Source organism: Actinokineospora iranica (assembly GCF_900101685.1).
GTDB classification, from domain to species: domain Bacteria; phylum Actinomycetota; class Actinomycetes; order Mycobacteriales; family Pseudonocardiaceae; genus Actinokineospora; species Actinokineospora iranica.
The window spans coordinates 12,842-26,572 of the sequence record NZ_FMZZ01000014.1; the positions used below are offsets into that span (position 1 = coordinate 12,842).

11 protein-coding genes are annotated in these 13,731 nt (G+C 71.0%); 6 read left to right on the plus strand and 5 right to left on the minus strand.

What is annotated here, in order from left to right; translation table 11 throughout:
- Nucleotides 1–141 precede the first annotated feature (141 nt).
- Together BLS56_RS24075 and metX are read left to right on the plus strand one after the other, a co-directional pair.
- Nucleotides 142–1,443, plus strand: a complete 1,302-nt coding sequence (locus BLS56_RS24075; protein ID WP_091455210.1) for a bifunctional o-acetylhomoserine/o-acetylserine sulfhydrylase — start codon at nucleotides 142–144, stop codon at nucleotides 1,441–1,443.
- Nucleotides 1,440–2,558: a homoserine O-acetyltransferase MetX gene (gene metX / locus BLS56_RS24080; RefSeq protein WP_091455213.1), complete on the plus strand. Its 1,119-nt coding sequence runs from the start codon at nucleotides 1,440–1,442 to the stop codon at nucleotides 2,556–2,558. Before BLS56_RS24075 ends, metX begins: the two co-directional genes overlap by 4 nt.
- Nucleotides 2,559–2,561: 3 nt before the next feature.
- Here metX and BLS56_RS24085 read toward each other — a convergent pair whose 3' ends face one another.
- From BLS56_RS24085 to BLS56_RS24100, 4 genes are all read right to left on the minus strand, one after another.
- On the minus strand, nucleotides 2,562–2,984 hold the full coding sequence (locus BLS56_RS24085; protein WP_228771891.1) for a hypothetical protein: 423 nt from the start codon (nucleotides 2,982–2,984) through the stop codon (nucleotides 2,562–2,564).
- Nucleotides 2,985–3,149: 165 nt separating this feature from the next.
- Nucleotides 3,150–5,204, minus strand: coding sequence for a GGDEF domain-containing protein (locus BLS56_RS24090; RefSeq protein WP_091455217.1), 2,055 nt, complete (start codon nucleotides 5,202–5,204; stop codon nucleotides 3,150–3,152).
- Nucleotides 5,205–5,216: 12 nt separating this feature from the next.
- On the minus strand, nucleotides 5,217–6,026 hold the full coding sequence (locus BLS56_RS24095; RefSeq protein WP_091455219.1) for an SAM-dependent methyltransferase: 810 nt from the start codon (nucleotides 6,024–6,026) through the stop codon (nucleotides 5,217–5,219).
- An 83-nt stretch (nucleotides 6,027–6,109) separates the two neighbouring features.
- A complete protein-coding gene (locus tag BLS56_RS24100; RefSeq protein WP_091455221.1) occupies nucleotides 6,110–6,715 on the minus strand; it encodes an SACE_7040 family transcriptional regulator in 606 nt (201 codons plus the stop codon).
- A 161-nt stretch (nucleotides 6,716–6,876) separates the two neighbouring features.
- Between BLS56_RS24100 and BLS56_RS24105 the strand changes: the two genes are divergently transcribed.
- From BLS56_RS24105 to BLS56_RS24120, 4 genes are all read left to right on the plus strand, one after another.
- On the plus strand, nucleotides 6,877–7,662 hold the full coding sequence (locus BLS56_RS24105) for an SGNH/GDSL hydrolase family protein (protein ID WP_091455224.1): 786 nt from the start codon (nucleotides 6,877–6,879) through the stop codon (nucleotides 7,660–7,662).
- 146 nt (nucleotides 7,663–7,808) lie between these two features.
- On the plus strand, nucleotides 7,809–9,422 hold the full coding sequence (locus BLS56_RS24110; protein ID WP_091455227.1) for a carboxyl transferase domain-containing protein: 1,614 nt from the start codon (nucleotides 7,809–7,811) through the stop codon (nucleotides 9,420–9,422).
- Between the two features lie 2 nt (nucleotides 9,423–9,424).
- Nucleotides 9,425–11,410, plus strand: a complete 1,986-nt coding sequence (locus tag BLS56_RS24115; protein WP_091455229.1) for an acetyl/propionyl/methylcrotonyl-CoA carboxylase subunit alpha — start codon at nucleotides 9,425–9,427, stop codon at nucleotides 11,408–11,410.
- Complete coding sequence (locus tag BLS56_RS24120) at nucleotides 11,407–12,561, plus strand: acyl-CoA dehydrogenase family protein (RefSeq protein WP_091455230.1); 1,155 nt, start codon at nucleotides 11,407–11,409, stop codon at nucleotides 12,559–12,561. Before BLS56_RS24115 ends, BLS56_RS24120 begins: the two co-directional genes overlap by 4 nt.
- Before the next feature lie 367 nt (nucleotides 12,562–12,928).
- Here BLS56_RS24120 and BLS56_RS24125 read toward each other — a convergent pair whose 3' ends face one another.
- Complete coding sequence (locus tag BLS56_RS24125) at nucleotides 12,929–13,678, minus strand: SAM-dependent methyltransferase (RefSeq protein ID WP_091455233.1); 750 nt, start codon at nucleotides 13,676–13,678, stop codon at nucleotides 12,929–12,931.
- Between the last annotated feature and the right edge of the window lie 53 nt (nucleotides 13,679–13,731).

Consider the following 13,731-nt stretch of genomic DNA (forward strand, 5'->3'; position numbering starts at 1 on the left):
GTTCGGCGCTATGTCGATCTCGGCCGTCTCTCCAGCGCCGCTTGTCGCTGATCTCCGCTCGCTTCGGACCACCCCCGTTTCCTCTTCGCCGCGCGCGGCTTCTTCTGCGTGCGCGCGGCGCCTTCGCCTAGGAGATTTCCGATGACCGAATCCGCCTGGTCCTTCGAGACCAAACAGATCCACGCAGGCGCCGCGCCGGACCCGTCCACCGGCGCGCGGGCGACCCCGATCTACCAGACCACCTCTTTCGTCTTCCGGGACAGCCAGCACGGCGCGGACCTGTTCAGCCTGGCCGAGCCGGGAAACATCTACACCCGGATCATGAACCCGACCCAGGACGTGCTGGAGCAGCGCGTCGCGGCACTGGAGGGCGGCGTCGCCGCGCTGGCGTTCGCGTCCGGCTCCGCGGCCACCACCGCGGCGATCCTCAACGTCGCCAACGCCGGTGACCACCTGGTGTCGAGCCCGTCGCTCTACGGCGGCACGTACAACCTGTTCCACTACACGCTGCCCAAGCTCGGCGTCGAGGTCACCTTCGTCGACGACCAGGACGACCTGGCCGCGTGGCGCGCGGCGGCGCGCCCGAACACCAAGCTGTTCTTCGCCGAGACGCTGGCCAACCCGGGCGGCAACGTGCTCGACATCCGCGCGGTGGCCGACGTCGCGCACGAGGTCGGCGTGCCGCTGGTCGTGGACAACACCGTGCCCACCCCGTACCTGCTGCGCCCGATCGAGCACGGCGCCGATGTGGTCGTGCACTCGGCGACCAAGTACCTCGGCGGCCACGGCACCACCATCGCGGGCGTGCTGGTCGACGGCGGCACGTTCGACTTCGGCGCGGACCCGGCGCGGTTCCCCGGGTTCACCGAGCCCGACCCGAGCTACCACGGCCTCAAGTACTGGGAGGCCCTCGGCCCGGGCGCGTACGCGGCCAAGGCGCGGGTGCAGCTGCTGCGCGACACCGGCGCGGCGCTCTCGCCGTTCAACGCTTTCCTGATCCTGCAAGGCATCGAGACGCTGTCGCTGCGCATCGAGCGGCACGTGGCCAACGCGCGGGCGCTCGCCGAGTGGCTGGAGCAGCGCGACGAGGTGGAGCGGGTCTACTACGCGAGCCTGCCGTCGAGCCCGTTCCACGAGGCGGCGCAGAGGTATCTGCCGCTCGGGGCGGGCGCGATCGTGTCGTTCGACCTGCGCGGCGGGGTCGAGGCGGGCCGCAAGTTCGTCGACGGCACGGAACTGCACAGCCAGCTGGTCAACATCGGCGATGTGCGCAGCCTGATCGTGCACCCGGCGAGCACCACGCACAGCCAGCTCGCCGCCGAGGAGCAGCTAGCCAGCGGCGTGACGCCCGGCCTGGTGCGGCTCTCGGTCGGCATCGAGAACGTCGAAGACCTCAAGGCCGACCTGGAGGCCGGTTTCCGGGCGGCCAAGGCCGAACTGTGACCGCTGGCCCGAGTGGTGTCCCCCTTCCCGCCACGGGCGCGTGGCGGGAAGGGGACCCGTCCGGCCACCGGCGGTGGCTGCGCGCGGAACGCCCGCTCGTGCTCGAGGCGGGCGGCGTTCTGCCGGACTTCGCGGTGGCCTATGAGACCTGGGGGACGCTGAACGCGGACCGGTCCAACGCCGTGCTGGTCGAGCACGCGCTGACCGGCGACAGCCACGTCGCCGGGCCTGCTGGGCCGGGGCATCCCACGGCCGGGTGGTGGGACGAGCTGATCGGGCCCGGCCGCGCGGTCGACACCGACCGGTTCTTCGTGGTGTGCCCCAACGTGTTGGGCGGCTGCCAGGGCACGACCGGCCCGGCTTCGGTCGCCCCGGACGGGAAACCGTGGGGCAGCCGGTTCCCCGCCGTCGGCGTCCGCGACCAGGTCACCGCCGAGGCGGTGCTGGCCGACGCGCTCGGCGTCGACACCTGGGCGGCGGTCCTGGGCGGGTCCATGGGCGGGATGCGCGCGCTGGAATGGGCGGTCGGCAGGCCGGAACGGGTCGCCGCCGTGCTGCTGGTGGCGTGCCCGGCCGCCGCGTCTGCCGAGCAGATCGCCTGGGCTTCCCCGCAGCTGCACGCGATCCGCGCCGACCCGCACTGGCACGGGGGCGACTACCACGACGCGGAGGAAGGGCCGCACGTCGGCCTCGGCATCGCCCGCCGGATCGCGCACGTGACCTACCGCAGCGAACCCGAGCTCGCGCACCGGTTCGGGCGGCGGCGGATGCCGGACGGCCGGTTCGCCGTCGAGTCCTATGTGGACCATCATGGCGCGAAGCTGGCCCACCGGTTCGACGCGGGCAGCTACGTCACGCTGACCACAGCGATGAACGAGCACGACATCGGCGTGGGGCGTGGCGGAATCCCGGCCGCGCTGGCCAGGGTGCGCGCCCGCGCGATCGTGGCCGGTGTGGACAGTGACCGGCTGTATCCGCTGGCGCAGCAGGAAGAACTCGTCGCGGGAATCGCGTCGGCCGACCGGCTTCGGGTGATCGCCTCGCCCGCCGGGCACGACGGCTTCCTGATCGAGACCGACCAGCTGTCGGGTCTGGTGAAGGAACTGCTGGGCTGAGGGTCAGCCGCCGCGAATCCACTCCGGGACCGGGAGATCGCGGATGGCGCATTCCTCGGACAGCCGCAGCGTCCAGCGCAGGGCCTGGACCATCAGCGTCGCCATCTCCTCCGGGGCGGCGTTGGCCAGCGCGATCTCGATCTGCGCTGCCGCGCTGTCGGTGTCGCCGTGCACCTCGGCCAGCAGCGTGCGCACCGCCGTCCGCACCGGCGGGTCGGCCTCGTCGATCGGGACCTCGTGGCCGTCGTCGTCGTAAACCTGCATCTTCACCGGGGCGGTGCCGCCGGAGCCCAGCGCGGCGACCATGGCGCTGCACTCGTGGAACAGCAGCAGCATCAGCTCCCGGGCGTTCGCGTGCCGGTCCGGCGCGGCCCGGACGGCGGCGGCGAGCCGGTCCAGCGCCCCGTCGTCCTCCCCGGCCCGCATGGCGGCCAACGCCCCCGCCGCCGCCTCGATGAGGCCGCGCCTGCGGTTCGGATCGGACTCGCTGTCGGCGTCCACGCCCTCATCCTGCAACAGCGGAGCGCCGCGCGGGGAGATCGGCGCAGGCCGATTCGCTCGGTTGGCGGTTTGTCCGCCCGGTCGCCTGCCTCATGAGGTGGTCGTCGCTGCGGAGCGGACGCGGGACAGGATGCCATCGGGGTCGGTGGGGTCGCCGAACGCGGGGCCTTCTGCGGTCTGCACGCCCAGGTCGGCCCACCAGCGGGCCTCGGTGTGGTCGCGGACGCCGAGCACGCCGACGGAGGCGCCCATGCCGGTCAGCGCCGCGACCAGTTCGCGGGTCGCGCGGACCGGGGCGGTGTCGGCGGGGAGCCAGTCGGGGCGCCAGCCATCGAAGAGGTCGGCGAGGATGACGGCGCGCACCTCGAAGCGCTCGGCGACGGCCAGTTGGCGGGGGCCGCCGGTGAACTCGTGCAGGGCGGCGGCCACGCCGATGTCGGCCAGGGTGCGCAGGTTGTCGCGGGCGTCGCCGCGGCCTGCCAGCACGGCGGGGGTGTCCAGGGCGATCTCCAGCAGGCCGGGCGGGACCTGGGCGGTGGCGATCGCGCGGTTGACGGTGGCGGACAGGTCCGCGTCGGCGGACTGCAACGGGGAGAGCAGCACGCGTTGGACGGGTGTGTCCGGGGTGAACAGGGACTGCCAGGTGGGCAGGTTTTCCGTCGACTGGTTGATCAGCCACGGGCCGAGAGCCACCGACAAACCGGTCATCTCCGCCAAGTCGCTCGCCGACTCGGACCCGGGCTTGTGGACCAGCGCCCGCACCCGCACCGGCGCGTTGTCCGAGAGGCGTACGACCGGTCGGTAAGCGACGGTCAGCTCGCCGTTTTCCCACGCCGCGGGAAGCGCGGTGGCGCCGCGGCCGATCTTGCGGGCCCGGTGGTCGGCTCGGCTGTCGAACTCGGTCCACTGGTGTTTACCGGTTTCCCGAGAGTGCCGCAGCGCGGCGTCGGCGGCGCGGAACAGCTCCGCGCTGGACGTGTCCGCTGCGTGCGCGCGGGCGACGCCGACGCTGGCGGTCGCGGCCAGGCCGAGGTGGCCGTCGTAGTCGGGTTCGGACAGCTCGCCGGTGACCAGCTCGACCACTTCCGCGACCGGGGGCGCGGTGCGGCCGTGCACGATGAGGACGGCGAACTCGTCGCCGTCGACGCGGGCGACGAGGGCGTCGTGGCCCGCGACCGCTGTGGCGAGCCGGTGGGCGACCGTGCGCAGCAGGCGGTCCCCGGCGAGGTGCCCGTGGGTGGTGTTGACCAGGGAGAACGCGTCGAGGTCCAGGCAGAGCAGGGTGAGCACGCTGCCCGGCGGGGCCTGGCCGTGGACGGCCTCCAGCCGGGACTCGAAGTGCAGCCGGTTGGCCAGGCCGGTGAGCGCGTCGTGCAGGTTCTGGTGGCTGAGCCTGCTGCCCAGCAGCTGCAGCTCGCTGAGGTCCTGGACCATGGCGACCCGGTAGACCGGCTGCCCGTCGTCGCCGCGCAGCAGCGAGGTGGTCAGGTACACCCAGGCGGTGTCGCCGCCGGGCCGGATCAGCAGCTTGCGGTCGCCGGGCAGGTTCGGGTCGTCGTCCGGGACGATGAACTCCGCCAGCGAGCGGTTCGCCAGCTCGTCGACGGGGCAGCCGAGGATCGCGGCCAGCGCCGGGTTGACCTCCACGAACCGGCCGTCCAGCTCGGTGATGGCGATGCCTATCGATGACGCGGTGAACACCTCGCGGAACCGGGTCTCGGTGTGCCTGCGGTCGCGTTCGGCGCGCTGCTTGGCGGTGAGCAGGGCGACCTTCATGTTCTCCTGCTGGTCCAGCGTGCGGATGCGCAGCGCGCCCGCGTACCCGGTCGCCACGGCGCCCAGCGCGGAGACCACCGCGACCGGGTCATGGCCGCCGTCGAGCAGGCCCCGGCCCAGCACGCGCAGCGAGCCCGCGAGCGTCGCCTCCCCGGTCAGCGCGCCGGTCACCATGCGCTCGCCGACCCGGGCGGCGCGCGCGGTGTCGACCGGGTCGGCCGCCACCGCCGCGGTCAGCTCAGCGAGCAGCCCGGAGAGCAGCGACTCGACGTCGGCGGCGGACGCGGGGACGTACGCGGTCGCCGCGACGACCCGCAGCCACCCGCGCACCAGGGACTGCCGGTCGCCGGAAGGTTCCAGCGGCTGCATCGGGGCCTGCCGTCAGCGCTTCCGGCCCACACCGGCGTAGATCCCGGCCCGCTTCGGGTCGTCGCCGTCGTAGAGGCCGGTGTCCGGGCGCCACAGCGCGGTCGGGACGATCCCCGGCTCCAGGATGTCGAAACCGTCGAACAGCTCGGTGATCTCCGGGCGCGAGCGCGGGTACATCGGGTCGCGGCTGGACTTCATCACCTCGACGATCCGGTCCATCTCCGCGGGCATCAGGTCCCGGGTGAACTGTGAGAACGCCAGGTAGCTGCCGGGGGCTATCGCGTCGCGGTAGTCGGCGATGATCTTCTGCGGGTTCTTCTCCGGCGCGACGAAGTGGAACACCCCGGCCATCAGCAGCCCGATCGGCTCGGTGAAGTCGAGCAGGCCGACCGTCTCCGGGGCGTTCAGGACATCCCCCGGGCGGGTGAGATCGGCCTGCACGATCGTGGCAAGCGGGTTGTCGGCGAGTATGAGCGCGCTGTGCGCGTAGGCGACTTCCTCGTAGTCGACGTAGACCACCCGCGCGGTGGGGTCGGCCTCCTGGGCGATCTCGTGGACGTTGCCGACGGTGGGGATGCCGGAGCCGAGGTCGAGGAACTGCCGGACCCCGTTCTGGATCATGAAGAGCACGCTTCGGCGCAGGAAGGCGCGGTTGTGCCGGGCGATCTCCCTGGCGTTGGGCTGGGCGACGAGGAACCGCTCGGCCAACTCCCGGTCGTGGGCGAAGTTGTGCCCGCCGCCGAGCAGGTAGTCGTACAGCCGCGCCGCGCTCGGCCGCTCCAAGTCGATTCCCTGGGGGACCCAGTCGGTCTCCTCGGTCACGCCGCACCCTCTTCCCTGTCACGTTCCGTGCTGGAGAGGTTACCCACTTGGCGGGCGGGCAGACCAGGCGGCGAGGCCCCGGTTCAGTGAACGCGATCGGACAACTGGACCAACGCGGCCATCGCCATGCCGGTGAGCAGATCGGCCATCTGGTCCCGGTCGAGGTGCCTGCTGTGCGGGGTCGAGTTGATCAGGCCGAACACCGCGTGCGCGGCGGCGCGGGCGGTCGGCTCGCCCGCGGCGGGCACCGCGGCGCGGATGACCTCGACCCAGGTCTCGACGTAGCGGCGCTGCAGCGCCCGGACCTTGCGGCGGTCCGGGTCGGTCAGGTTGCCCAGGTTGCGCTCCTGCACGGTGATGAGCGCGGGGTTGTCCAGGGCGAAGTCGACGTGGAAGCGGACCAGGTCGCCGAGGGTCTTCTCGGGCCCGCTCGCCGCGTCGACCCTGGCCTGGCCGCCGTCGAGCAGGACCTCGCTGATGGAGGTCAGCATCTCGCCGAGCATGGCGTCCTTGGACCGGAAGTGCCGGTAGAGGGCGGGGCCGGAGATGCCCACGGCCGAGCCGATGTCGTCGATGCCCACTCCGTGGAAGCCGTGCCGGGCGAACAGTTCAGCGGCGGCGGCGAGGATCTGCTCACGGCGGCTGGGCTTGCCCGCGACGGGTTCGGCTGCTGGTGGCACGCGGTTCATCGTAAGACAGGCACGTTAGCGGGCGCTAACTTGCCGAAGTCGCGCCTCTTATCGCCATTGGCGAGCCAACTCCCATCGGCACTAATGATCGGAAATCTCCCGGCCGATTGATCGCTGGTAGAGCTGGATCTTGTCGATCCTTCCACGATTGGAGATTGGGAATGCGTCTATCACGTTCAGTGGCCGTCGCGGTGCTCAGCGCACTGTCGCTTATCGGTCTGGTGGCCTCCGCTCAGGCGGCCACCGGCAGGTACGTCGCCCTCGGCGACTCCTACTCGTCCGGCCACGGCGCGGACGACTACGGCAACAGCGGCGTCTGCTACCGCAGCTCGAACGCCTACCCCCAGCTCTGGGCCAACGCGCACGCGCCGTCGTCGTTCGCGTTCGTCGCCTGCTCCGGGAACACCACCAGTGACCTCACCGCCAACCAGATCAGCGCCGTCACCTCGAACACCTCGCTGGTCACGGTCTCGATCGGCGGCAACGACGCCAAGCTGGGCGACGTCATGTGGGACTGCAACACCAGCCTCGAGTCGACCTGCGTCACCCTCAACGAGAAGGCGCAGGCGTTCATCAGGGGGACCCTGCCCGCCAGACTGGACGACGTCTACCGGCAGATCCGCGACCGGGCGCCGTCGGCTCGGGTGATCGTCATGGGCTACCCGCACATCTATGAGCTCGGCGGTTTCTGTCCCGGCCTCAGCGAGGGCAAGCGGGAGGCGATCAACCAGACCTCCGACGTGCTGGCGCAGGTGATCTCCGCGCGGGCCGCGGCCGCCGGTTTCACCTTCATCGACGGCAGGCAGGTGTTCGCCGGGCACGAGGTCTGCGCCGACACGGAGTGGATCACCTCGCCCCCCGGCACCGTGTCGAAAGCGGCTTACCACCCGAACGTCGCCGGGCAGCGTGACGGCTACTACGCCGCTCTCCGCAGGGTGACTGGCTGATTTGTCCTGGCTCCGGAAAGGCCGCGTCCTGGGTGGAAAACGGCCTTTCCGGAGCCGCTGGTTCCGGTGGACGCGCGGGTTAGCGAGCGCTAACATCGAGGAAGGAGTTAACGATGACTAACAAATGATCACTGGCGAGGAGCGAGATGGACGCGCCCGTTCTGCGCACCGCGGCCGACCCGGCCGACGACCGCTTCCCGCGCAACGCCAAGGAGCACGCCGAGCTGGTCGGCGACCTGCGCGAGCGGCTGGCGCGGGCCGCGCTGGGCGGTCCGGAGAAGGCCCGCGCCCGGCACGTCGAGCGGGGCAAGCTGCTGCCCCGCGACCGGGTCGACACGCTGGTCGACCCCGGTTCCCCGTTCCTGGAGCTGTCCCCGCTCGCGGCCACCGGCCTCTACGGCGACGACGCCCCGGCCGCCGGGCTGATCACCGGCGTCGGCCGGGTGTCCGGGCGCGAGGTGGTCGTCGTGGCTAACGACGCCACGGTAAAGGGCGGCACGTACTACCCGATGACCGTCAAGAAGCACCTACGCGCGCAAGAGGTCGCCCTACAGAACAACCTGCCCTGCGTCTACCTGGTGGACTCTGGCGGCGCTTTCCTGCCCATGCAAGACGAGGTCTTCCCCGACCGCGACCACTTCGGGCGCATCTTCTTCAACCAGGCCACCATGTCGGCCCGGGGCATCCCGCAGATCGCGGCCGTGCTCGGCTCGTGCACCGCGGGCGGCGCCTACGTGCCCGCGATGAGCGACGAGGCCGTCATCGTCCGCGGTCAGGGCACGATCTTCCTCGGCGGGCCGCCGCTGGTGAAGGCCGCGACCGGCGAGGTCGTCACCGCCGAGGAACTCGGCGGCGGCGACGTGCACGCCCGCGTCTCCGGGGTCACCGACCACCTCGCCGACGACGACGCGCACGCGCTGCGGATCGTCCGGTCCATCGTCAGCACGCTCGGCCCGCGCGCCCCGCGCCCGTGGGACGTCGCGCCGGTCGAAGAGCCCGCCGTCGACCCGGCCACCCTCTACGGCGTCGTGCCCACCGACCCCCGCACCCCGTACGACGTGCGGGAGGTCATCGCGCGGATCGTCGACGGCAGCCGGTTCCGCGAGTTCAAGAAGGAGTACGGCGCGACCCTGGTCACCGGGTTCGCCCGTATCCACGGCCACCCGGTCGGCATCGTCGCCAACAACGGCGTGCTGTTCTCCGAGTCGGCGATGAAGGGCGCGCACTTCATCGAACTGTGCGACCAGCGCGCCATCCCGCTGCTCTATCTGCAGAACATCACCGGCTTCATGGTCGGCCGCGACTACGAGGCGGGCGGCATCGCCAAGCACGGCGCGAAGATGGTCACCGCCACCGCCTGCGCGCGGGTCCCGAAGTTCACCGTGGTCGTCGGCGGCTCGTTCGGCGCGGGCAACTACTCGATGTGCGGGCGGGCGTACTCGCCGCGCTTCCTGTGGATGTGGCCCAACGCGCGCATCTCGGTCATGGGCGGCGAGCAGGCCGCCGCCGTGCTGGCCACGGTCCGCCGCGACCAGATCGAGGCGGGCGGCGGCGAGTGGTCGCCCGATGAGGAGGCCGCGTTCACCGAGCCCATCCGCCGCCAGTACGAGGACCAGGGCAACCCGTACTACTCCACCGCCCGCCTGTGGGACGACGGCGTGATCGACCCGGCGGACACCCGCCAGGTGCTCGGCCTCGCGCTGTCGGCCGCGGCGAACGCGCCCCTCGACCCTGTCCGCTACGGCGTCTTCCGGATGTGACCATGTTTTCCAGCGTGCTGATCGCCAACCGCGGCGAGATCGCCGTGCGGGTCGCGCGGACCCTGCGCCGGATGGGCGTGCGGTCCGTGGCCGTCTATAGCGACGCCGACGCCGACGCGCGGCACGTCCACGTGGCCGACACCGCCGTGCGCATCGGGCCCGCCGCCGCGCGGGAGAGCTACCTGAGCATCGAGCGGGTCATCGCCGCCGCCCGCGCGACCCGGGCCGATGCGGTGCACCCCGGCTACGGCTTCCTCGCCGAGAACGCCGAGTTCGCCCGCGCCTGCGCCGCCGCCGGGCTGGTCTTCATCGGCCCGCCGCCCGCCGCGATCGAGGCCATGGGCGACAAGATCCGCGCCAAGCTGACCGTCAGCGCGGCGGGCGTGCCCGTGGTCCCCGGCCGCACGGAACCGGGCCTGTCCGACGACGACCTGGTCTCGGCCGCCGAAGACATCGGTTTCCCGGTGCTGCTCAAGCCGTCGGCAGGCGGCGGCGGCAAGGGGATGCGGCTGGTCACCGGCCCCGAGGGGCTGCGCGCGGCCGTCGAGTCGGCCCGCCGCGAAGCGCTCGGGTCTTTCGGCGACGACACCCTGCTGGTGGAGCGGTTCGTGCCCCGGCCCCGGCACATCGAGATCCAGGTGCTGGCCGACGCGCACGGCGCCGTCATCCACCTCGGCGAACGCGAGTGCAGCCTCCAGCGGCGGCACCAGAAGATCATCGAGGAAGCCCCGTCGCCGCTGCTCGACCCGGCCACCCGGGCGCGGATGGGGCAGGCGGCCGTCGACGCCGCGAAGGCCGTCGACTACACCGGGGCCGGGACGGTCGAGTTCATCGTCTCCGCCGACCGGCCGGGCGAGTTCTTCTTCATGGAGATGAACACCCGGCTCCAGGTCGAGCACCCGGTCACCGAGCAGGTCACCGGCTTGGACCTCGTGGAGCAGCAGATCCGGGTCGCCGCCGGGGAACGGCTGACGCTGCGCCAGGAAGACGTGGCGCTGCGCGGGCACTCCGTCGAGGCGCGCGTGTACGCAGAAGACCCGGCGAACGGATTCCTGCCGACCGGCGGCAAGGTCCTGGACGTCCGGGAGCCCACAGCGGACTGGGCGCGCACGGACTCCGGGCTGCGGCCGGGAACCGTGGTCGGCTCGGACTACGACCCGATGCTGGCCAAGGTGATCGCCTGGGGCGACGACCGCGCGACCGCGCTCGACCGGCTCTCCGCGGCGCTCGCCGACACCGCCGTGCTGGGCGTCGGCACGAACATCGCGTTCCTGCGCGCCCTGCTCGCCGACCCCGACGTGCGCGCAGGCAGGCTCGACACCCAGTTGGTGGAACGCAAGCTGGACGGGCTGACCGGCGGCGCCGAGGCGCCGGACGAGGTGTTCGCCGCCGCCGCGCTGGACGAGTTGCTGGCCATGCAGCCGACCGGGCCGGTGATCGACCCGTGGGACGTGCCCAACGGCTGGCGGCTCGGCCGCCCCGCCGTGGTCCCGCTGCGGCTCGCCTGCGGTGGTCGAAACGTCACGGTGCGCCTGTCCGGCTCCCCTGAGGCTGCGATCGTCACCGTGGACGATGGGCCGCCCGTTCCCGCGCGAGCATCCCGAGTGGACAGTGAGCTGCGCGTTTCCTATAAGGGCCTTGACTTGCGTTACGCGCGTGCTCTTGATTCGGATGTTCTGTGGCTGGCGGCGGACGGCCGGACCTGGGCGGTGGCCGAACACTCCATGCTGGCCGACGACGCCGCGTCCTCGGCCGGGGACGGCCCGATCACCAGCCCGATGCCCGGAACGGTGCTCGTGGTGAAGGTCTCCACGGGCGAACGCGTGACCGCGGGACAGCCGCTGCTCGTGGTCGAGGCGATGAAGATGGAGCACACCCTCACGGCGAAAAACGACGGTGTGGTCTCCGAGATCCCGGTTCGAGCGGGCCAACAGGTCGCGATGAACCAGATTCTGGCCGTGGTGACCCCACCGGAGGAACCGACATGATCGACATGAGACTGGACGAGGAGCACGAGGCGCTGCGCAAGACCGTGCAGGAGTTCGCCCTGGAAGAGGTCGCCCCGGTCATCGGCTCGTACTACGAGCGCGCGGAGTTCCCGTACGAGATCGTCGCGAAGATGGGCGCCATGGGGCTGTTCGGGCTGCCCATCAGCGAGGAATACGGGGGCATGGGCGGCGACTACTTCGCGTTGTGCCTTACCTTGGAAGAGCTTGCGCGGGTGGACTCGTCGGTCGCGATCACCTTGGAGGCAGGCGTTTCCCTCGGCGCGATGCCGATCTACCGGTATGGCACCGCGGAGCAGAAGCGCCGCTGGCTGCCTCGGCTGGCCGCGGGCCAGGGGCTTGGCGCTTTCGGTCTCACTGAGCCGGGGGGTGGCTCGGATGCGGGCGCAGCACGCACGACCGCCCGGCTCGACGGCGACGAGTGGGTTGTCAACGGGACCAAGGCGTTCATCACCAACTCTGGGACGGATATCACCGATCTGGTGACGGTTACCGCGGTCACTGGTGTGCGGGACGGGCGCAAGGAGATTTCGGCGATCATCGTTCCGGCGGGGACACCTGGGTTCTCTGTGTCCAAGAAGTACTCGAAGGTCGGGTGGGCGGCGTCTGACACCAGGGAACTCTCGTTCAGCGATGTCCGTGTGCCCCGGGAGAACCTGCTTGGCGAGCGGGGGCGCGGGTACGCTCAATTCTTGTCCACTTTGGACGAAGGTCGGGTCGCCATCGCGGCGCTGTCGGTTGGGCTCGCGCAGGGCTGCGTGGACGAGTCCCTGCGCTACGCCCGTGATCGTGAGGCGTTCGGGCATCCTATCGGCTCGTATCAGGCGATTCAGTTCAAGATCGCCGACATGGAGGCTCGGGTGCATACCGCGCGGCTTGCCTACTACGCGGCCGCGGCGAAGATGCTTCGGTCGGAGCCGTTCAAGAAGGAAGCGGCTATCGCGAAGCTGGTCGCCTCCAACGCGGCCATGGACAATGCTCGCGATGCCACGCAGATCTTTGGCGGATATGGGTTTATGAACGAGTTTCCGGTGGGGCGGTTCTATCGCGATGCGAAGATCTTGGAGATCGGGGAGGGGACTAGCGAGGTTCAGCGGATGCTGATCGCTCGGGAGCTTGGGGTGGGTGCGTAGGTGGCTTGCTCGATGGGGTGGAGTGATTTCTTCGGCCCCTACGAAGGAAGATCGCCGTGTGAAAGACGGGTGGGAAGCCTTCGGCCGCACACGTGCGGAGCCAGCTTGGCGATCTTTCTTCTCCCCAGAAGAAACCACTCCACCCCATCGAGCACCTGGCAGGGCCGGGTCCGGTTGGCAGGAGGGCGGGTTGCCGTTCCATGCCCTCAAACGACCTTCATTCGCCGCCCCGCAGCCCCACAACAAAGCCCCACCCACCCTGGGGGCTGACCCCGCTCCAGTCTATCGCCGCAGGTCAGCGCGAGGAAGAGGGTGCGCCGCGCCTGTGGACAACTCGCGATCAAGGTGTCCCGGATGTCCGGCGGGGTCAGGCTCGGCGGGCGACTGCGGCGTAGGACATGGCGTCGGTCGGGTTGGTGATGGGGGCGGAGTCGGGGCGCCACAAGGGGGTCCAGACGACGCCTGGGGGTACCAGGTGCAGGTCTGCGCACAGGGCGGTGACTTCGGCGTGGGTGCGGGGGCTGGGTAGGACGCCTGCGCCCTCGTGGAGGCGGACTACGTCTTCGCCGTTGTCGGGGTTGCCGTCGCCGGTTCCGTGGCTGAGGACGAGGAAGCTGCCGGGGGCCATCTCGGCGACGTAGCGGGTGATGGCGGGGTGGGGGTCGGGGATGTAGTGCAGCACGGCCACCATCAGCACCGCCACCGGCTTGGTGAAGTCGATCAAGTTCCGGACGGCGGCCGAGCCTAGGACGGCGTCGGGGTCGCACAGGTCGGCGTGGACTGTTTCGGCGGTGGGCACGTCGCGCAGTTCGACGTCGCCGCAGGCCACTGCGATCGGGTCCTTGTCGACGTAGACGACGTGGGCGCCCGGGGCGGTCTCGTGCACGTTGCCGACCGTGGGGATGCCTGAGCCCAGGTCGAGGAACTGGTGGATGCCCTGGTCCAGGCAGTACCGCACCGCGCGTTGCAGGAAGTGGCGGTTGAGGCGGGCGGCGATGCCGACGTGGGGCATCGCGGCGAGGAACTTCTCGGCGAAGATCCGGTCTGGTTCGAAGTTGCAGGCGCCGCCGAGCAGGTAGTCGTACACCCGCGCCTGATGTGGGCGCTCCGGATCCATTTCCGACAGGCCGGACAAGGCCACCTCCCCAGCGATGACATGGATACTAGCGA

What these genes read in the sequence shown, in the direction of transcription:
- BLS56_RS24075 (WP_091455210.1), top strand. Translation starts at nt 142, where the DNA reads ATGACCGAATCCGCCTGGTCCTTCGAGACCAAACAGATCCACGCAGGC.
- BLS56_RS24085 (WP_228771891.1), bottom strand. Translation starts at nt 2,984, where the DNA reads ATGCGGGCCGGGGAGGACGACGGGGCGCTGGACCGGCTCGCCGCCGCC.
- BLS56_RS24090 (WP_091455217.1), bottom strand. Translation starts at nt 5,204, where the DNA reads ATGCAGCCGCTGGAACCTTCCGGCGACCGGCAGTCCCTGGTGCGCGGG.
- BLS56_RS24100 (WP_091455221.1), bottom strand. Translation starts at nt 6,715, where the DNA reads ATGAACCGCGTGCCACCAGCAGCCGAACCCGTCGCGGGCAAGCCCAGC.
- BLS56_RS24105 (WP_091455224.1), top strand. Translation starts at nt 6,877, where the DNA reads ATGCGTCTATCACGTTCAGTGGCCGTCGCGGTGCTCAGCGCACTGTCG.
- BLS56_RS24110 (WP_091455227.1), top strand. Translation starts at nt 7,809, where the DNA reads ATGGACGCGCCCGTTCTGCGCACCGCGGCCGACCCGGCCGACGACCGC.
- BLS56_RS24115 (WP_091455229.1), top strand. Translation starts at nt 9,425, where the DNA reads ATGTTTTCCAGCGTGCTGATCGCCAACCGCGGCGAGATCGCCGTGCGG.
- BLS56_RS24120 (WP_091455230.1), top strand. Translation starts at nt 11,407, where the DNA reads ATGATCGACATGAGACTGGACGAGGAGCACGAGGCGCTGCGCAAGACC.
- BLS56_RS24125 (WP_091455233.1), bottom strand. Translation starts at nt 13,678, where the DNA reads ATGGATCCGGAGCGCCCACATCAGGCGCGGGTGTACGACTACCTGCTC.